Annotated in this window: 16 protein-coding genes; 8 read left to right on the top strand and 8 right to left on the bottom strand. The window is 68.7% G+C overall.

Annotated elements, in window-relative coordinates:
• Positions 1–82: 82 nt before the first annotated feature.
• Complete coding sequence (locus tag ACWD10_RS03795) at positions 83–2548, top strand: polysaccharide lyase 8 family protein (RefSeq protein ID WP_451086633.1); 2466 nt, start codon at positions 83–85, stop codon at positions 2546–2548.
• 157 nt (positions 2549–2705) lie between these two features.
• On the opposite strand, the gene ACWD10_RS03790 is transcribed toward ACWD10_RS03795, so the two are convergent.
• The 6 genes from ACWD10_RS03790 to ACWD10_RS03765 form a co-directional block, all read right to left on the bottom strand.
• Entirely contained in the window at positions 2706–3932 is a 1227-nt protein-coding gene (locus ACWD10_RS03790; RefSeq protein WP_451086631.1) for an ATP-binding protein, read from the bottom strand.
• Between the two features lie 5 nt (positions 3933–3937).
• On the bottom strand, positions 3938–4639 hold the full coding sequence (gene cseB, locus ACWD10_RS03785; RefSeq protein WP_451086629.1) for a two-component system response regulator CseB: 702 nt from the start codon (positions 4637–4639) through the stop codon (positions 3938–3940).
• Positions 4640–4676: 37 nt separating this feature from the next.
• Entirely contained in the window at positions 4677–5144 is a 468-nt protein-coding gene (locus ACWD10_RS03780) for a hypothetical protein (RefSeq protein WP_451086627.1), read from the bottom strand.
• Positions 5145–5185: 41 nt separating this feature from the next.
• Positions 5186–5683, bottom strand: a complete 498-nt coding sequence (locus ACWD10_RS03775; protein WP_451086625.1) for a hypothetical protein — start codon at positions 5681–5683, stop codon at positions 5186–5188.
• Between the two features lie 611 nt (positions 5684–6294).
• Positions 6295–6939, bottom strand: a complete 645-nt coding sequence (locus tag ACWD10_RS03770; protein ID WP_451086623.1) for a DUF1266 domain-containing protein — start codon at positions 6937–6939, stop codon at positions 6295–6297.
• Positions 6940–7074: 135 nt separating this feature from the next.
• A complete protein-coding gene (locus ACWD10_RS03765; protein WP_451087193.1) occupies positions 7075–7422 on the bottom strand; it encodes an SCO4225 family membrane protein in 348 nt (115 codons plus the stop codon).
• On the opposite strand from ACWD10_RS03765, the gene ACWD10_RS03760 reads away from it, so the two are divergent.
• The 5 genes from ACWD10_RS03760 to ACWD10_RS03740 all read left to right on the top strand — a co-directional run bounded on the left by ACWD10_RS03760 (position 7381) and on the right by ACWD10_RS03740 (position 10583).
• Positions 7381–7545, top strand: a complete 165-nt coding sequence (locus ACWD10_RS03760) for a hypothetical protein (RefSeq protein WP_451086621.1) — start codon at positions 7381–7383, stop codon at positions 7543–7545. The two genes, ACWD10_RS03765 and ACWD10_RS03760, sit on opposite strands and share 42 nt — an antisense overlap.
• Positions 7546–7816: 271 nt before the next feature.
• Positions 7817–9088 carry a hypothetical protein gene (locus tag ACWD10_RS03755; protein ID WP_451086619.1) on the top strand — a complete coding sequence of 424 codons (1272 nt, stop codon included), beginning with the start codon at positions 7817–7819 and terminating at the stop codon, positions 9086–9088.
• A gap of 103 nt (positions 9089–9191) precedes the next feature.
• Positions 9192–9458 (top strand): hypothetical protein, encoded by a 267-nt coding sequence (locus ACWD10_RS03750; protein ID WP_451086617.1) that lies wholly within the window; start codon positions 9192–9194, stop codon positions 9456–9458.
• 7 nt (positions 9459–9465) lie between these two features.
• Entirely contained in the window at positions 9466–9957 is a 492-nt protein-coding gene (locus tag ACWD10_RS03745; protein WP_451086615.1) for a hypothetical protein, read from the top strand.
• A gap of 113 nt (positions 9958–10070) precedes the next feature.
• Positions 10071–10583 carry a nucleoside deaminase gene (locus ACWD10_RS03740; RefSeq protein ID WP_451086613.1) on the top strand — a complete coding sequence of 171 codons (513 nt, stop codon included), beginning with the start codon at positions 10071–10073 and terminating at the stop codon, positions 10581–10583.
• A gap of 578 nt (positions 10584–11161) precedes the next feature.
• On the opposite strand, the gene ACWD10_RS03735 is transcribed toward ACWD10_RS03740, so the two are convergent.
• Positions 11162–12838 carry a type I restriction enzyme endonuclease domain-containing protein gene (locus ACWD10_RS03735; RefSeq protein ID WP_451086612.1) on the bottom strand — a complete coding sequence of 559 codons (1677 nt, stop codon included), beginning with the start codon at positions 12836–12838 and terminating at the stop codon, positions 11162–11164.
• A gap of 16 nt (positions 12839–12854) precedes the next feature.
• Positions 12855–13409 (bottom strand): DEAD/DEAH box helicase family protein, encoded by a 555-nt coding sequence (locus tag ACWD10_RS03730; RefSeq protein ID WP_451086610.1) that lies wholly within the window; start codon positions 13407–13409, stop codon positions 12855–12857.
• Here ACWD10_RS03730 and ACWD10_RS03725 point away from each other — a divergent pair.
• Positions 13371–14744, top strand: coding sequence for a hypothetical protein (locus tag ACWD10_RS03725; protein WP_451086608.1), 1374 nt, complete (start codon positions 13371–13373; stop codon positions 14742–14744). The two genes, ACWD10_RS03730 and ACWD10_RS03725, sit on opposite strands and share 39 nt — an antisense overlap.
• 262 nt (positions 14745–15006) lie before the next feature.
• Positions 15007–18567 (top strand): DEAD/DEAH box helicase family protein, encoded by a 3561-nt coding sequence (locus ACWD10_RS03720; protein WP_451086606.1) that lies wholly within the window; start codon positions 15007–15009, stop codon positions 18565–18567.
• Positions 18568–18578: the final 11 nt, after the last annotated feature.

Here is an 18578-nt window from a genome sequence, read left to right as displayed (position 1 = left end):
ACCGCTTACTACCGGGGTCCACGTACCCGGTGCCCACCGAACGTCCTCAGCGCGACCCAACTCCCCCTTCCCGGAGCGCCTCATGACGACGTCCCCCTGGTCCCGCCGCGGTTTCCTCGCCACTTCCGGTTTCATCGGTGCCCTCTCGCTCTCCCTCGCCCTGGGCGACGTGGGCACAGGAACCGGTTACGCCCAACAGGATCCCGCCGCCGACGAGTTCGCCACCCTGCGGGCCAAGTGGCAGGCCCTGATGCTCGGCGAGGGCTTCAGCCCCACCGTCGAGCCGTTCAGGTCGAAGCTCGCCGAGCTCGGCGCCACCGCGGCCAGATGGCAGCGCGAGCTCGCCCCGGCCGCGGGGCATGCCTGGCCGGACGCGGTGTACGCCGATCCGGAGCCGGACACCGATCCCGAGTCGTACCGCTTCTCCGAGCAGATCCAGGCGAGTTACGAGCGGCTGCGCACGATGGCCGAGGCCTACCGGCAGCCGGGTACCGGGCTCACCGGGGACGCGGCGCTCAAGGACGCGATCCGCACGGCGTACGACCATCTCATCGCGGACGTGTACCACGAGGGCCAGAAGCGGTACGGCAATTGGTACAACTGGGAGATCGGCGCTCCGCAGCGGCTGCTCGACGTGTCGATCCTGATGCGCGGGGAGCTCACGGCCGGGCAGGTATCCGCCGCGGTTCGGGCGGTCGACCACTTCGTGCCGGACTCCAAGGTCGCCGAGTACACCGGGACCAGCACCGGGGCCAACCGGATCGACCTGTGCCGGGTGCTCGCGCTGCGCGGCCTGCTCGACGGTACGGCGGCGAAGGTGGCGCTCGCGCGGGACGCGATCTCGCCGGTCTTCCCGTACGTCACCAAGGGCGACGGGCTCTACGCGGACGGCTCGCTGATCCAGCACACCTGGGTGCCGTACACCGGGTCGTACGGCGCCGTGCTCATCGACGGTCTGGGCAAGCTGCTCGGGCTGCTCGGCGGCTCGTCCTGGGAAGTCACCGATCCGCAGCGGCAGTTGTTCCTAGACGCCGTCGAGGCGGCGTACGCGCCGTTCCTGCACGACGGCCTGATGATGGACAACGTCTCGGGCCGTGCGATCAGCCGGGGCCTGACCGCCACCGACGTACGCAGGATCCAGCAGGACGACCACGCACGCGGGCACGGCGTCATCGGCTCGATCCTGGTGCTCGCGCAGGGCGCGAGCGAGGCGGAGGCGGCGCGCTGGCGGGCGCTCGCCAAGGGCTGGTTCACGCGGGACCGCTACTCGCCCGTCGCGTCCGGGCGCACCCTGGGCGTCGCCCCGCTGTCCCGGGTGATGGCGCTGCTCGGGGACGAGACGGTGCGGGCGGCGCCCGAGCCGACCGGGCACAAGGTGTTCGCGGCGATGGACCGGGCGGTGCACCGCACTCCGTCCTTCACGGCCTCGCTGTCGATGGCGTCGAAGCGGATCACGTACTACGAGAACGGCAACGGCGAGAACGTGCGCGGCTGGCACACCGGTTCCGGAATGCTCTACTGGTGGAGCCCGGACGCCGACCCCGAGCCGGCCGACGGCGGGCAGTACAGCGACGCCTTCTGGCCCACCGTGGACCCGTACCGGCTGCCCGGCACCACCGCGTCCCGCAAGCGGCTCGCGGACGGCGAGGGCGGTACGTGGGGCGCGGCGCGGCCGGACGTGACGTGGGTGGGCGGCACCACGGACGGGACGTATGCGACGCTCGGCCAGCATCTGAAGGGGCTCGCGTCGACGCTGGAGGCGCGGAAGTCCTGGTTCTTCCTCGCGGACGCGGTGGTCTGCCTGGGCGCCGGGATCACCGCCGCCGACGGAACCGGCGTCGAGACGGTCATCGACAACCGCAACCTGGGCGCGACCGGCACCGCGGCGCTCACCATCGACGGCCGCCCGCTCCCGGGCGACCTGGGCTGGTCGGCGACCCTCGACGCGCGCTGGGCGCATCTGGAGGGGCACGCGGGCTATGTCTTCCCGGGCGGCACGCGCCTGACGGCGCTGCGTGCGGAGCGCACCGGCGCCTGGAAGGACATCAACGCCGGTGGCTCGGACGAACGGATCACCCGGCGGTACGTCACCCTCCTCGCCGACCACGGCACGGACCCGTCGACGGCCTCGTACGCGTACGTCCTGCTGCCGGGGGCGAGCGCGGCGCGTACGCGGGAGCGCGCCGCGGATGACGGCTGGCTGACGCTGCTCGCCAACTCACCGTCGGCGCAGGGCATTCGGGTCCCGTCGCTCGGTTTCACGGGGGTCACCTTCTGGAAGCCGGGCACGGTCGGCAAGGTCACCGTGGACGCGGCCGTGAGCGTCCAGATCACGGAGCGTCGCGACGGCACGGCGGTCCTCGCGGTCAGCGACCCGAACCGTACGGTCACGGGCCTGCGCCTGTCCTGGAAGCGCCCCGTCAAGTCCGTTGTGAGCAAGCCGAGTTCGGTGACGGACGCCCAGACGGGCCCCTCGCTCACGCTGACGTACGGCGGCCTCAGCGGCAGCGCGGGGACAACGCACCGGGTGACGGTACGCCTGGCCTGAGCGCCCCCCACACACGCATACGGTCGTCGGACGATGCTGGACGCGATCCGCTGCCTGGTGGATGACGGCATCAACTGGCGGGCAATGCCGTTGCCTGCCGGATCATGACCGGTTGTCTCGGCACCTCGGCACCTCCGTGTCGGAGTCACTGCCTGGGTCAGGTGGTCCCTGAGGGTGCCAGGTCCAGGGTCGCCCGGGCGCCGCCTTCCGCTGGGTTCTCGTATGTCACCTGGGCGTCCAGGACGTGGGCCTGGCCCATGACGATGGTCAGGCCCAGGCCGATGCCCGTGCCGCGCTCGCGTGCCCCGGTGCGGAAGCGTTGCGGGCCCTCGGCCAGGAGGTCGGCGGGGAAGCCGGGGCCGTTGTCGGACACGCGTACGGCGGTTCCGTCGACTTCCATGACGACGGGCGGGGCACCGTGCCGGTGGGCATTGGTGATCAGGTTGGCCAGGATGCGTTCGACCCGGCGCGGGTCGGTCTCCACGACCTCGTCGCTGTGCATCCGTACCTCGACTTCCCGGCCCGTGGCGGCCGCGGCCCGGCGTGCGAGTTCGCCCAGTGGCACGGCCTGGCGGTGGGCCTGCTCGATGCCCGGCACGTCGAGGCGGGCGACCTCAAGGACGTCCTCGACCAGCTGGCGCAGCTGGTCCACGCCCCCGGAGACCAGCTCGGTGGGACGGCCGGGCGGCAGCAGGCCGACGGCCGTCACCAGACCGGCCACGGGCGTGCGCAGTTCGTGGGCGATGTCGGCGGTGACCCGCCGTTCGGCCTCCAGTCGGGCGCTCAGAGCATCGGCCATCGTGTTCACCGCCTCTCCCAGCCGGGCGATCTCATCCTTGCCCTTGGGCTCGGCACGGGCCGTCAGGTCGCCACCCGCGATCTGCTGCGCGGTCCGTGCCGACGCGCCGATGCGCCGCCCTACGGCGGCCGCCACGGCGATGCCAAGGCCGCAGCTCAGCGCGACGGCCGCCGCGCCCGCGCCGAGGAGCTCCTTGTCCAGCGTCTTCAGAGCCCGCGTCTGCGGTGCGTAGGAGCGCCGTACGGCGAGGATGTCGTCGCCGCTGCGGGACGCGGCCCACATCACCGGGCCCGTGCGGTCCGTGCGGTCTCCGGGGTCCTTGTCCTGGAGGTAGGTGGCGCGCACCGGCCGCTGGGTGACGGTCGCGCGCAGGGGCGCCGGCAGGTCCGGCGGGTTGACCAGGGCGTCGCTGTCGACGCCGTCGGCATGGTCCTCAAGGGCTTGGACGAGCCGGGCGTCGGCCGCGCGGGCCGCGTCCCCGCGCTGCTGGTCGGCGGTGCGCTGGTGCACCAGGAGCCCGATGAGCGCGGCGACGACAGCGGCGGTTGTGGCGATGAGCAGGGTCGTCTTCGTACGCAGTCCCATGGCGGTCAGGGGTGCTCGGGCGGCGGTCCGCCCGCCAGCTTGTAGCCGAAGCCGCGGACGGTTTCGATCCGGTCGCGCCCGATCTTCCCGCGCAGCCGCTGCACATGGACGTCGACGACCCGGCTGTCGCCGCCCCACGCGTAGTCCCACACCCGCTCAAGCAGGGTTGCCCGGGAGAGTACGACGCCGGGCTGCTCCGCGAATTCCAGTACCAGCTTGCGCTCGGTGGGTGTGAGCTCAAGGAGCTGTCCGTCCCGGCGGACCTCCATGGCGTGCGGGTCCACGGTGAGGTCGCCGAAGCGCAGCAGCGGTTCCTCCACGGCCTCCGGCCCGGGCTCGGCGTAGTCGGTGGCCCGGCGCAGCGCCGAGCGGATGCGGGCGACGAGGACCGGTGTGTCGTAGGGCTTGGTGAGATAGTCGTCGGCCCCTGCCTCCAGGCCGAGGACAACGTCCACCGGGTCGGTCCGGGCGGAGATCATCAGCACCGGAACGCGGCTCACTTCCCGGATACGGCGCACCATGCTGACCCCGTCGAGGTGGGGCAGCATGACGTCAAGGACAGCGACATCCGGCGCCCTGTCCCGGAACTGTGCCAGCCCGTCGAGCCCGTCGGAGGCGGTGCGCACCTGGTAGCCGTAGCGTTCAAGGGACAGCTGGGTCGCCTCACGGAGCAGCGGGTCGTCCTCGACGAGCAGTACGTCGATCATCGCTTGCGGTCTCCTGCTCTGGGCTTCGGGAACGATCTCACGGTTCGGGGACTATCAGACGCACCGAGCGCAGTTCTTTCGCCTGCTCGGCCGGGAGGTGCGAGGACCGTACGGTGGCCCGGGTGTAGTACGAGACGTTCTCCTGGCGCTGCAGGCCGGAGAGCTCGATGGTGGCGGGGTAGCCGGATTTCTCGCACTCGGGGAGGCACCACATGCCGCTGACCTCACCGGTGGCCACGGCCTTCGGCTGCCCCCAGTTCCGCCACTTCAGGTGGGAGAGCGAGGTGAACTCGGTGAGGCCGAAGCTCGCGGGGCGGCTCAGCGGGTGCCCCATGATGTCCGAGACGTAGACCGGACCGGCGGCCGGGCTCCGAGTGGGGGCGGCGCCCTGGACCTGCGGTCGGTCCTGGTTGCCGCACCCAGTGGCACCCACGGCCACTACCAGCGCCAGGAGCGAGGCCGTGGCCACGGCCGTGGGCTTGAACACGGCCGTGGGCTTGAACATCAGGGATCCTTCGTGTGCGGGGGCGCGAGAGCGCCGGGGGGTCAGCGGGTGGCGAGTGGACGCTGACCCTGCAGGTCCTCGGAATCATACGTTCCAGGCTTTCCGGCCAGCTTCAGCGTGAAGGCGGAGTACACCTTCTTGCCCTTGACCGTCTTGGGGTCGGAGAGCTTGATCGTCGCCTTCAGCGGCTTGTCGAGGCAGGTGTCCAGGCACCAGGTGCCGGTGACCTTGCCGGTGCCGACGGCCTTCTTGACACCCCACTGCTTCCAGCTGACGTGGTTGATGGTCGTGAACTCGGAGAGCACCAGACCCGTAGGGCGGCGCTCGGCGTGGCCGGTGTCGGCGTTCTCCTCGCCGTAGTGGTTGATGACGTACGGGGTGGTGGCAGCAGCGCGGGTCGTCTTCTCCGGGGCCGTCGCGCCGTTCGCCGCCTGGGCGGTGGCGAAAAGCCCGAGCACGGCGGCTCCGGCGAGGCCGGTCGCGAGGACCGCCTTCTTGCGGGAGATCCTGCTGGTCGAGGGGGTGAAGGTGCGGTTCATGGCTTTCTGACTCCGTTGATGTCGATGGTCATCGGCTGGCGTCACAGAAGCTATGAGGTGGGCTTCTCGGTGGTTCGTCGGCCGTGTTGCAGCTGATCATCGACGGCTGTTACACGACCGACACAGGGCGGCGTCTGCACGGTGCGCCGAGTCCTCCGGCGGACCGACCGTCCGCACAGACAGCAGCCCCTCAGCTGCTGTCGCTCAGGCGGACTCCGTCGACGGCGGTGCCGAACACCGGATCGTGCCCCTTGTCGTGGCGTAGCCGTTCAACTGGGGGGCTTGTTCGGGGTGTTGGGGACTGCCGGGGGCTTTCGGGGAGCTCCTACCGCCTGGCACACCACAGGGCCCAGCAGAACGGCGGCTGACCACAGACGCCACCACTGCGATCACGCAGCGGATGTCCCACCTGCCCGCGCCCGGGCCCGTACCTGGTCGGCCAACTCCCGCGGAGTCAGCTCAACGCGATCCTCCCCACCTCGTTGCCCTGCCCGCGCACCGGACCCGGCATGTCGGATCCGGTGCGCGGGCAGGGTGGGGCCAAGTTCAGCTGCTGGCCGCGGGCGGCAGGTTGGTGTGTGGACCGTCTGTCGGCGGGACCTGAAAGCGGCTCAGTCTCCCGGCGTGAGCCAGTGATCGGGGTATCGGATGGCCTGCCACGGCACTTGGCACCAGGGGCTGGTCCGGTTCGCCGGGTCGAGGAGCCGGGTGGACGACTGCTCCGTGTGCTCCTGGAGGCCACTGCCGAAGTCCGGGTCCACGTTCTGCATCCATATCCGGCGGCCCGCCAGGTAATCGGCGGCGAAGTCACGCCAGGACGCGTACGCCTGAGTGACCGGCGCGATCGCCTGGCCGAGGAGGTGCCATGCCTGCCCCTCGTCCACGTATCCTGCGCCGAACCCCGCCCGGACGACATCGGCGTACCGGACGAAGTCCCAGGCTACGGGCGGGTGGCCGAGGACCCTGACCATGCCGGTGCGATGACCCTCGGTCGCGAGCCAGTCCAGCGTCGAGTGGAGTGTCTGCGAGGAGGTGACGTCCCAGCTCTCCTCGAGGCGGCCCCGAAGGATCGCGGCGTCGATGCGCTTCAAGGGATACAGCGTGGTGTGCGAGCCACCGACATAGCGCTCCGTGAGGATCGCGGGCAGGGCGACCATCCAACGCTGGTGGGCCGTCAGCGGATGGGGATAGCGCTTGGCCGCCGAGGGCCCGAACGCCGCCTTCAGAAGGACCCCTGCCATCTCTACAGCACTCATGAGAAAGTGATCTTCACAGCGCAGCCGGAACGGGTCAAGCCGCGCGCTGGGGCGGAGGTGATCAGCGAACCGGCGGAACTTTCACAGCCTCGGCCCCAGCCCCACAACAGCACGGCTCCATCGCTCCAGGGCTACTCAAGTGCCCTGTCCGGGCGTCTGTGAGCGCCCTGTCTTCTCCATACGGGATACGCCAGCAGCGTCGTCGCTTCCCCGGTAGCGGATTGCCTGCAGGAGCAGCCCCAACAGCAGGGCCTGGAAGACGTACGAGACAAGGGCGATGCACACCGCGGCCGTTCCCGTCTGGGCCCAGGCCCCGAATGAGTTGACGACCGCGAGCAACACAGCCCCTGTCGGCAGGGCAAGGAGCAGGGCGGGGACCCCGGTCCGGGATGCAGTGTGCCCGCCACCCCTCTCACCTGCGGCAGCCCAAGGACCATGAGGATGAGCAACACCTGGGGTGCGGTCGCCGCCAGCCCGGCCCAGCGTAGATGGACGACGTACCGCTCCTTCCAGGGCAGGGCCCAGGCCGCGAACAGCGATGCGAGCGTGATCACGCTACGCCCGATCGACGAGGCATCCCCCTGGCGAGGCCTGACAGACCTCTAACGGCAGGCTGTGGGAAGCACTGGACCGGCCTCAGCTGTCAAGCGGCTACCAGGCACTGATGCGCGCCTTCGATCGCCTCGCCAGGCGCCCGCGTCACTGACTTTCGGAAGTGGCCCCGACTGTGCCGTGCTCCGCTACGGGTACGCACCCGACCCGAGTCTTCCGGTCGGCCTTCGCACCCGATGACTCAATCACCGTATTGGAAACTCCCTTGCTTCCTGCGACAGTTGTGCGAGCCAGGTGAGGTGCGGGGGACGGGCGAGGCAGCGCAGTGCAGAAGTGGAGACAGCTCGCGCTGTGCGTGTGCGCGCTCGGACTCGGGGTCATGGCGTTGCGGTTTCCCGGTGAGCGGGAAGACATCGTCGACGCCACCCAGTTCAGCATCGCGTTCTTCGCCACGCTGCTGACCGGCGAGGCCGTGATCTTCGCGCTCACGTTCTCGGCCGCGAGCTCCTGGCCGTCGCTGCGCGCCATCGACGGCCATATCGCCTTCCGCGAGTGGGTGTTGATCGGCTGGTTCGCGGCCCTGTTCACGGCTTGCGGCCTGCTCGGGGACAGCCCGGCCAGCGCGATGTACGGCGCACTGCTGTTCCTGCTCGCCAATATCTTCGGGATCTTCTCCTTCATCCGGCTCTTCGGCCTGGCCAGTGTGGGCGGGCGCAACCGGCTGCTGCACCGCACCCTCGCCACCGCCCTGGCCCACCCTGCCCCCGCCCCCGACGACGGCACCGACGTCGCCGGTGTAACGGCCGATCCCGTCATCACCGCCTACCTCGGCACCCTGGCCCAATCGGCGGGCAGCAACGACCCCGCCCGGATCAGGCATCTCGTCGACCAACTCACCACCGCCACCGCCGAGTTGCCTGCACACACCGTGGGCAGGGCCATCGAGGTCCACTTAGCCGTGCTGCACCGGCTTTCCCGTGCCGCGCTCGTCAGCGGCGCCGACCCGATCGTGGTCACCAGCTGCGCGGACACCCTCATCGACTCCGTCCTGGCCCGCGCCCGCTCGCTCACCGACCCGGCCCCCGCGCTCGGCGCCCTCAGCCGCTACCTCGCCTGGCTCGCGAGCACCGCGCACCTGATGTCCGTACGCCAGGTCGCCTCCAACCGTGCCGCCCGCGAACTCGTCGCCATGTCCACCGACAACCGCCTCAAGATCCTGCGCAGTGTCGACCCCGACCCCAAATCGGCCGGCACCCCGGACGAGATCGGCACCCTGCTGCCCCACCCGCTCGGTCTCCTGCTGTGGATCGCCGACTACTGCGAGTTCCACGGCTCCCACCAGGCCGCCGCCTTCTACGGCGCGTACGAGAACCTCACCGGCACCAAGTTCATGGGCAACTACTGGGACGGCGCCTCCGTCCTCGGCCAACTACGCCAACCCGGACGGGGCACTCACCACGCTCAAGGCGTCGGCCGCCCGGCGGGTCTTCGGCCCTGTCGAGGAGTACGACCGCTTCCGGGCGCTCACGTCCGCGACCGCCCTCGGCGCCTACCTGCGCACCTTCGCCACCCACCGCTGGTTCACCACCGCGGATGAGGCCCGCGAAGCCCTGCTCACCCTCATCAGCCGTACGGAAATACCCACTTCACCCCTGACCCACATACGTGAAGCACGTCGCGCCAGCACCTTCACCACCCCCGTGCCCGGTGTCGAACCCCAACACCGCCCGGCCGCCCTAGTCCTGGCCGTCGCCTGTCGCCTGGCCCCGCTCACCCCCGCCGCCGATCCGAACGACGAACTACGCGCCTTCCTGGCCGCGTTGCCCGCCGCTGCCCTGACCGCCGCGGCCGCCCTCGCCGCCCGCGTCTTGCCGGGCGCAGCGGACCGGACGGACCCGGCCGAGGCCATCACCACCGGACTGAAGGTCCTGCAACTGGTCGGCGCCCACACCCGAGAGGACAGGTGACGCCACAGTGGCTGGCCAACCGACCCACCCCATCGACCAGACCGCCTGGCGCACCCGACTCACCCGCCTCACCTCCCCCGAGATATCGGCAGCGGTAGTCGTCCAGTGCGGCCTCGACTGGCTCCACCCCGACCTCCACACCTTCCGCAACGAGGTCGACCACACCCTGACGAACGCACAACTCCACCGCGGTACCGCGCTGACCATCACCCGCATCGTCCTGTACAACCTCCCCGCGCCCACGGGCCCCACCCCACGCCCCCGCACCGTCGACGCCGCCTTCGACGAATGGCAGCACCGCTTGGCCGCCACCACCGCCCTGCTCTTCCCACCCACCCGGCCCGCTCCGCGCGTCCGCCGTCTGATCATCCGCGGCGACCAGACCGAACCCCCGATCCCGGATATGGTCGAACTACGGGAAAACAACACTGGACCAACCCCCAACAGGCAGACACAGGCCTGCAGATCATCCACACCACAGGCACCACGACACCCCTGACCGGCTACAACGTAGACCTGAACGGCCCGTTCAGCGACACCGACCCCTCGGTCCACATGTAACCGGCGACAGCGGTCCGCCCCGAGCGCCCGCGCAACGGAAGAGGAGATCAGGTGCCCTACGTCCCCGAAACCCCCGAAGACCACGCCTTCCTCGAGCAAGCCATCGAGATCTCCCGCCACGCCTTGGAGGACGAGGGCAAGACCCCCTTCGGCGCCCTCGTCGTCATCGACGGCAAGGTCGTCGGCACCGGCACCAGCTCAGTGGTCGAACTGCGCGACCCCACCGCCCACGCCGAGGTCATGGCACTGCGCGACGCCGGCAAGACCCTGGACCGCCACCTCATGGAAGACGCGGTCATGTACTCCAGCAGCGAGCCCTGCCCCATGTGCCTGGTCGCCTGCTACTGGGCCCGCATCCCCCGCCTCGTCTACGCCGCCACCAACCACGACGTCGCCCTCAACGGCTTCGAAGACCTCCAGTTCTACCGCCAACTCACCCTCCCCAACGCGGAGCGCGTACTACTGGATGAAACAGCCGCAAGCGGCGAATCCCGCCAAGTCGCGGCAGCGGCCCTCGCCAACTGGGCGGAAAAGCTTCCCTTCCCCGTCGAACCCAAGCTCTGAGCCCATGGGTCATAGTGCAGGCAGCCGCCACCTCAGAATCTACGTGGACGAATAGGACAGACTCCCGACTCTGCCGCCACGAATCCGAGCCACCATGCCCGAGATACGCGAGCGCTGCACCTGAACGAGACCGAATATGACGTTCTCGGCCGTCCAGGGCTACGGCCCCGCCAGGTCCCAACAGCCGGTCGAAGGCCCAGGCCGCGTTACGATCCTCGGTCGCCCTGGAGGACGACCGCCGTGCGGCTGGCCGAGGACCTGGCGAAGTTGCGATCCTCGGCCGCCCCGGGGCTTACACAAAGATCAAGACAGTCCCGACGAGGCACCCCAGGGCGCAGAGCGTAATGCAGGCACTGAGGGTGACTCAGGACGCAGATGCCAGGGCATGCCAGCCAATCGCGGGGCCGGAGGACAGCGCAGCGCAAGCAGTGGCCGCAGCTCCATCAGTACGGGCCAGCGTTTCCGGACGGGATATCCGGCGGCTGTTGCGCAGCTGAGCAAGAGCAGCCCGATTGTGAGCGGAAGTAGTAGGCCATAGCCCAGCCACAGCGTCCCTTCCCCGTACCGGAGGCTGAGCTTCAGGAGCCCGCGGCCGAGCCGTCCTGGGTCCACTTGTCGGCGAAGTGCTCCATCTGTCGCAGCACCAGCTTGATCGCATCTTCCGATTGCTCCGGCGGGTAGCCGTGGCGGGCGAGGAGACGCTTGATGGTGGCGCGGAGCTTGGCACGCACGGGTTCACGGGAGATCCAGTCGGGCTTGAGGTTCTTGCGGACCTGGACGACGAGGTCGCGGGCGATGCCGGACAGAATCTCGTCGCCCATCAGCTCACGCGCGCTTCCCAGGTCGGCGACGGCGTCGTAGAAAGCGAGTTCGTCGTTGCTGAGCGGCGGGCTGAACCGCTCACCACTCTGAGCATCGCTCGCGATCTCCTTGGCCATCTCGACCAGTTGAGCGATGATCTCCGCGCTGGTCAGTTGCTGGCGCATATAGCGAGCCATGAGGTCCTGGAGGCGTTCCGAGAACGCGGTCTGCCGGACGATGTTGTGTCGGGTCAGCTCGCGCATCTTCTTCTCGACCAAGCGGCGCAGGGCCTCGGCGGCCAGGTGCGGCGTCTCGCTGTTCTGCAGGCGTCCGACGAAGGCGTCGTTGAGGTGGGTCAGGTCGGCTTTGTCCAGGCCGGCCTCGGAGAACAAGTCGGTGAGGCCCCCGGTCTCCACGACAGCGGAGGTGAGCTGCGACAGGTACAGGGCGACGTCGCGGGCGACTGGCAGCCCTTGGGCCTCGCGGTCCCTGGCGTCGGGCTTGGCCATGTATGTGCGGACCTCGACGAGGAATTGGATGTCGCGCTGCCAGTACGGCTGGTCGGTGAAGCGGGAGCCGATGTCGGCGGAGGATCCGGCAAGAGCGAAGAAGCGCTCTAGGCGGTAGCCGTGTTCGCGGAAGCGGCGACTGAGAGTCTGGTTCGGGTCGTCGAGCTTGTCGGGGTTGTTACCTGGAGTGGCGGGGTTTCGGAGGTAGTTGGCCGTGGTGTACGCCGCCTCGATAAACGCCTTTGGGTGCGGGCAGTCGAGGCGTTCGCGCCAGTTCCAGCCGAGAAGCATCTGGTCGAGGATGTCGTACTCGTTGCGGAGTTCATCCAGGGCTCGGTTGATGTCCTGGCCGAGGGTGCGGTCTTCCTGGTCGGCCTCGGAGTATTCGGCGATGGCCTTCTGGAGGTTCTCTGTGAGCGGCGCGTAGCCGACGAGGAGTCCGTCCTCCTTCTCGCGGAAGCGGCGGTTGACGCGGGCGAGTGCCTGCATCAGGCCGGCGCCGCGCAGCGGCCGGTCCAGGTACATGGTGTGGACGGGCGGCGCGTCGAAGCCGGTCAGAAGCATGTTGTTGACGATGAGCAACTGCAGCTCGTCATCAGGTTCCGTGGCGCGGTTGATGACGGCCTTGCGCTGAGAGTCGCGCAGGGCATGGGCGCGCAAGTGCTTGGGGTCCTTGCGGGAGTCCGAGGAGAAGACGATCTTCATCGCACCGGTGGCGTGGTCGTCCGTGTGCCAGTCGGGGCGCAGTTCGCGCAGGGCGTCGTAGACACGGACGCAGATATCACGGGTGGCGCAAACGACCATGGCCTTTCCGGGCACTCCGCCGGGTGCGTCGTCGATGTCCGAGACGAACGGCAGCATCGCCTGACGCCGCGACTCCCAGTGCTCGACCAGGTCCTTGGTCAGATCGCGTATGCGGGCCGGTGCCCCGTACATCTCGTTCATGGTGGCGACGGCCGCTTCAACGCGGCTGCGTTCGGCGTCGTCCAGGCCCTCGGTAATGCGGTCGGCCTCGGCGTCGATGGCGGTGGGGTCGTTGTCGAGGACGAGCTGGACGACGCGGCTCGTGGTAGACCTTCACGGTGGCGCCATCGTCAGCGGCCCGCTTGAGGTCGTAGACGGCGATGTCGTCACCGAAGACCTCACGGGTGTCGCGGTCGGCCTCGGAGATCGGGGTGCCGGTGAAGGCGAGAAATGTGGCGTGCGGGAGGGCGTCGCGCAGGTGGCGGGCGTAGCCCTTGAGGTGGTCGTAGTGGCTGCGGTGCGCCTCGTCCACGATGACAATGATGTTGCGGCGCTCGGAGAGTAGTCGGTGCTCGGCCCCGGGCTCCCTTTCCTGCTTGGTGCGTCCGAACTTCTGAAGTGTGGTGAAGAGGATGCCGCCAGTGCGCTTGGCGGCCAGTTCCTCGCGCAGTTCGGCACGGGAGACGACCTGACGGGGCTTCTCCGGAAGGATCTCGGATTCCTGGAAGGTCTTGTGCAGCTGATCGTCGAGGTCGTTGCGGTCGGTGATCACGACCTCAACCTGGGCCGTTTAGCGACCTACTACGCCAAGTCCCACCGGCAATTACCCAGGGTGCTCCGGCACGAGGCCCTCGACTGCACCGAGGTCGCCGGTCGCCGCTGGCGCGGCGCAACTCCCGTCAAGGCCCGCTTGTGGCACTTCCTCCTGCCCTCCGGGCAGGTACTGGTCGCCTTGACCCTGGACGTGCCAAGCACCCTCGTCGAGGCCATTCCGCTCCTCGAGGACCTCTACTACTACGCCCACATCGAATGCGCCGGCCAGCCCCTGGAACGGCTCGCCGCGGAACGCATCGGCTGCACCCCGAACGGGGACGGCGAGATCCCGGGCTTCCTCCCCGAACGCCACCAGCTGGCCTTCCGTACCGTGGACATCCCCGACCAGGTCCCCAACGAAGACACCGTCCAACGGGTCATCTACCGGACCGACCTGCCCTACCGGCCCCAGCACAGCGCCATCCGCTACCCCCTGGAACTCAACCGCCGCCCCACCACCATCGGCGCCCTCGGCCCGTACGTCAGCCTCATCTGCGGCCACCAGGACTACATCGAGAACTGCATCCTGCTCTCCGGCGTCCAGGCCGTCGGCTCCGCCGCCCGCCTGCGCGAGATCCGCGAAGTGGTCTACGGCTACGTCAACCGCTTCCGCCACCGCACCGCCGCCCAGGGCGGCATCCGCACCCGCCGCTCCGCCCTGGAAGAGATCTCCGACGGCCTGAGCCAGCTCGAACTCGAACTCAGCTTCAGCGTCGAAGCCGGCGGCGACATCGGCATGCTCGTCCCCGCCCTACGCGTCGAAAGCTTCCACCAGGCGATCTTCGCAGCGATGGGCCTCACGGAACGCTCAGCCACCATCGGCCAGATGCTCCAGCGCCTCGGCAACGCCATCTCCGCCGAGCTCACCTCCGTGGAAAGCATCGAACAACGCGCCGCCGACCGCCGCCGCGTTCGCACCGTCGTCGCTGTCACCTTCGTCACCACAGTCTCCGGAACGCTCGGCCTCCTCTTCGGCTTCTTCGGGATCAACGCCCGACAAGTCGATGAGCAGCGCTCCATGTTCGACGACCACTACGCGCCGATCTACCTCCTCATAGCTACCATCCTCGCCTGCGCCATCGTCATATTCGGCGGCATGCGCCTTCAGGAACGCTGGGAGCAACGCCGCGAGAGAAACCAGACCCGAAACTGGGAAGGCACCCACCGCCTCCTGGCCCGCGAGCTCGGCGCCGTCGTCCTGGAGTCTCCCCGCCCGCCAGCGCCTCCCGTCGGCGGCCCAGTACCCCCGATGCGTACCTCCCCTGACGGCTCCGCGCCCTCTCACGCGCCGTAACAAGAGCTCGCGGCCCCCAGCCGCACATCGGATACGCCGCGGGAATCCACCAGGCAGGTTCTGCGCCGCGCCAGGAAGCTCTCACGCCGCCGAGTGCCCCGGCGGCTGCTCTGGCCTCCTCCTCGGAACGGCGACCTCACGAGGACACCCGAAGGGAATCCGCTCCAGCGCCTCATGGACATGACGTAACTGTTCTTCGGCAGGGCCCCGCTTACGTAAGCTTGGCTTCTGACCATTGAGGACTACAAGGGGAGCGAGCAGCGTGGACGACCGGCTTCGTGATCTTGCGAAGGCTTCGCCGAACTTCGGTGTGCTCTTTCAGCACCAGTCGCTGTTGTCGCTGTACGGCGCGCTCGCAGAAGCCACGGTCTTCACAAACCCGAATGCATCCTTGGTTCAGGCTGGGCAGTTCGGTGAGGTCCTGGCCGAGGAGCTGATCAGCAAGACTGGCATGCGCGTCGACGGGGACCGTCAGGTCGACCGGCTGAACGCGCTGACCCGCGCGGGGGCCCTGGTCGCGGAGATCCGGGCGGATTTCGACCAGCTGCGTGTCGACCGTAACAGGGCTGCACACCGTCACCTCTTCGATACAACACGTGCTCTCGCAGCGGTGCGTACGTGCTACAAGCTGGGCCTGTGGTTCCACGACGCCCTGACCGGGCGCCGGACCGTCGCGGAGTTCGTCCCGCCGACCGAGCCCGACGACGAGACGCAGATCACAGATCCCGCCGAGCTCACCGAGCTCCGTGAGGCCCTGGAGGGCCACCGCAAGGCCCTCACTCAGGCGCGCACCCGCCTGACCGAGTCCGTGAACGAACTCGAGGCCGAGCGCCGCGCCCGCGTCGAGGCCGAGCGCCTCATCACCAGCGCCAACGACAACAAGCTGCAACTTCGGGCGCAGATAGAGCAGTTGACGGCTCAGATTACGGAGCTGCGCCAAGCCCAGCAAAGCGCCTACGAGACGGCCCGGCAGCAGCCACGTGCCGTGGACGCAGCCGCTCGCGACGCGATCATTCACCGGGCTCAGCGGCCCGCCCCGCTCAACGAGGTGCAGGCACGCGACACGATCGACGCGATGCTGCGCGCGGCGGGCTGGGCGGTCCAGGACCGCAGCAAGATCAACCCTCTGGCGAAGCAGGGCGTCGCAGTGCGCGAGTTCACCCTGGCCACGGGCCGGGCGGACTACGTGCTGTATGTCGACGGGAAGATCGTCGGTGTGATCGAGGCGAAGCGGGAGGGCGACCACCTCTCCAGCGCGGCGGAGCAGAACGACCGGTACGCGGCCGGGGTCACCAAGGAGCACCGCCTGGCAGTGTGGCGGGAGGACCAGCCGTTCGCGTTCCGGTACGCCAGCACCGGTGCGGAGACATACTTCGTGAACCGCCTCGATCCGGAGCCCCGCTCCCGCGAGGTGTTTTCCTTCCACCGCCCCGAGACGATCTCCCGCTGGATGCGGCGAGCCGATGAGGAGCCCCAGGCGCCCACGTTGCGCAGCGGGCTGAGGCAGCTGCCGACGTTGGACACCGATGGTCTGCGGCTGGCCCAGATCGACGCAATCAGCGGCCTGGAGAAGTCCCTGGGCCAGGACCGTCCGCGGGCACTGATCGAGATGGCAACCGGTGCGGGCAAAACGTACACAGCGGTCGCCCAGACCTACCGGCTCCTCAAGCACGCCAAGGCCCGCCGGGTGCTGTTCCTGGTGGACCGCAACAACCTGGGCACCCAGGCGTACGACGAGTTCCGCAAGTACCAGACACCGGACGACGGCCGACGCTTCTCCGACATCTACAACGTCGACAAGCTCGGGGCAGCTGGCCTGCAGGACACCTCTTCGGTGGTGATCTGCACGATCCAGAAGATGTACTCGCTGCTGCGCGGCGAAACCCTCGTCGACGACGACCCCAGGGACGAGGCCAGCGACTCCGCTGCCTACGAGGACACCTACGAGGCGGACCAGCCCATCGAGGTCGGCTACAACCCGGACGTGCCGATCGAGTCGTTCGACCTGATCATCGTGGACGAGTGCCACCGGTCGATCTACGGCCTGTGGCGCGGCGTTCTGGAGTACTTCGACGCCCACCTGCTGGGCCTGACCGCCACGCCTACCCTCCAGACCCTAGGCTTCTTCGGGCAGAACGTGGTCTCCCGCTACACCTACCGCCAGGCCGTCGCGGACGGCGTCAACGTGGACTTCCACCTGGCCAGGCTCAACACCGACCTGCGGGAGAAAGGCGCCGCGACCATCGAGTCCGGCACCACTATCAAGGTCAAGGACCGCATGACGCGGGAGCAGCGGCTGCGGCAGCTGGACGACGACTTCACCTACACCACGCGGCAGATCGGGCGCTCGGTCGTCACCGTCGATGAGATCCGTGCCGTCCTCCTGGCCTATCAGGCCAACTGGCAGCGCTGGTTCCCCGGCCGTACCGAGCTGCCCAAGACACTGATCTTCGCGGTCGGCGAGGACCACGCCGAGGACGTCCTTGCCCAGGTGAAGGAGGTGTTCGGGCGCGGCGACGACTTCGCCAAGAAGATCACCTACAAGAGCCGTCAGGCTGGCGAAGACCCCAACGAACTCATCCGCGCCATGCGGACCTCTTCGCGCCTGCGGGTCGCGGTCACCGTCGACATGATCGCCACAGGCACCGACATCAGGGCGCTGGAGTGCGTGATCTTTCTGCGCAGCGTGCGCAGCGCCGTGCTCTTCGAGCAGATGAAGGGCCGCGGAGCCCGCACCATTGACGTCACCGAACTGCGCGAAGTCACCCCGGACTCCGACGACAACGTCCGCAAGTCCCGCTTCGTCCTCATCGACCCGGTGGGCGTGACCGACTCTCCGCTCGTCGACGCCCGGCCGCTCGTCCCGGCAGGAGAGCGGCAGGTCTCGCTCGCGAAGCTGCTCGACAAGACCGGCACCAAGTCCATCACCGCCAGCGAGGCGGAAATCCTCGCTGGCCGACTGGCACGCCTGAACCAACAGCTGAACAACGCGGAGCGCGACCAGCTCACCGAGGCCGCCGGCGGCAAGACGCTCTCGCAGATCGCGGGCGGCATCATGAAGGCCGCCGACCCCGACCGGCAGGAGGAGGTCCTGGACCAGCAGGGCGCCGCGGCGGCCCGCCAGCTGATCGAGGACGCCGTCGCTCCCTTGACCGGCAACCAGGACTTGCGGCAGAAGATCATCGAGATCCGCCGCGACAAGGACTACGTCATTGACGAAGTCACCCAGGTCACGGTCACGAACATCGAGGAAGTGCCACCGGAGAAGCGGGCGCAGGAGGAGCTCGACCACTGGAAGCAGTTCCTCAAGGACAAGCGCGACACCATCGCCGCCATCCAGATCGCCCTCCAAAGCCCCCGCTCGGTTCCCCCGCGCGAGGCATTCGCCGCACTGAAGGAACTCTCCGCAGAAATCCGCCGCCCCCATTACGCGTGGACCGAGCAGTCCCTGTGGACGTTCTACGAGAACCTGGACAAGGCAGCCGTCCAGCCCGGTGTAGAGATAGGAGTCCCCGACCTGGTCTCGTTGATCCGGTACGAACTGGGCGCCGACGACGAGTTGAAGCCGTACCGGGAAACGGTCGAGGAACGGTTCCAGGGCTGGCTGCTGCGCCAGCAGCAGGCCGGCGCCGAGTTCACCGAGGCCCAGACGTGGTGGCTGGAACGCATCCGCGACGTCGTCGCCACCGACGTCGGCATCAGCCCCGCCGAGTTCAACGCCGACCCCTTCAAAGCCAAGGGCGGCGGCCGCGGCTTCCGGGCAGCCTTCCCCGAACGCGACGTACGAGCCCTGCTCAATGAACTGAATCGAGAACTGGCTTGAGCAATAAGGAA

It is taken from the genome of Streptomyces sp. NPDC002851, assembly GCF_053591935.1.
Note: the sequence above shows the minus strand (reverse complement) of the source record. Positions and strands in the feature narration are given on the sequence as shown.

Coding starts and splice junctions, on each gene's coding strand:
- ACWD10_RS03780 (WP_451086627.1), bottom strand. CDS start 5,144: ATGTTCAAGCCCACGGCCGTGTTCAAGCCCACGGCCGTGGCCACGGCC.
- ACWD10_RS03775 (WP_451086625.1), bottom strand. CDS start 5,683: ATGAACCGCACCTTCACCCCCTCGACCAGCAGGATCTCCCGCAAGAAG.
- ACWD10_RS03770 (WP_451086623.1), bottom strand. CDS start 6,939: ATGAGTGCTGTAGAGATGGCAGGGGTCCTTCTGAAGGCGGCGTTCGGG.
- ACWD10_RS03760 (WP_451086621.1), top strand. CDS start 7,381: ATGAGCAACACCTGGGGTGCGGTCGCCGCCAGCCCGGCCCAGCGTAGA.
- ACWD10_RS03735 (WP_451086612.1), bottom strand. CDS start 12,838: ATGAACGAGATGTACGGGGCACCGGCCCGCATACGCGATCTGACCAAG.
- ACWD10_RS03790 (WP_451086631.1), bottom strand. CDS start 3,932: ATGGGACTGCGTACGAAGACGACCCTGCTCATCGCCACAACCGCCGCT.
- cseB (WP_451086629.1), bottom strand. CDS start 4,639: ATGATCGACGTACTGCTCGTCGAGGACGACCCGCTGCTCCGTGAGGCG.
- ACWD10_RS03795 (WP_451086633.1), top strand. CDS start 83: ATGACGACGTCCCCCTGGTCCCGCCGCGGTTTCCTCGCCACTTCCGGT.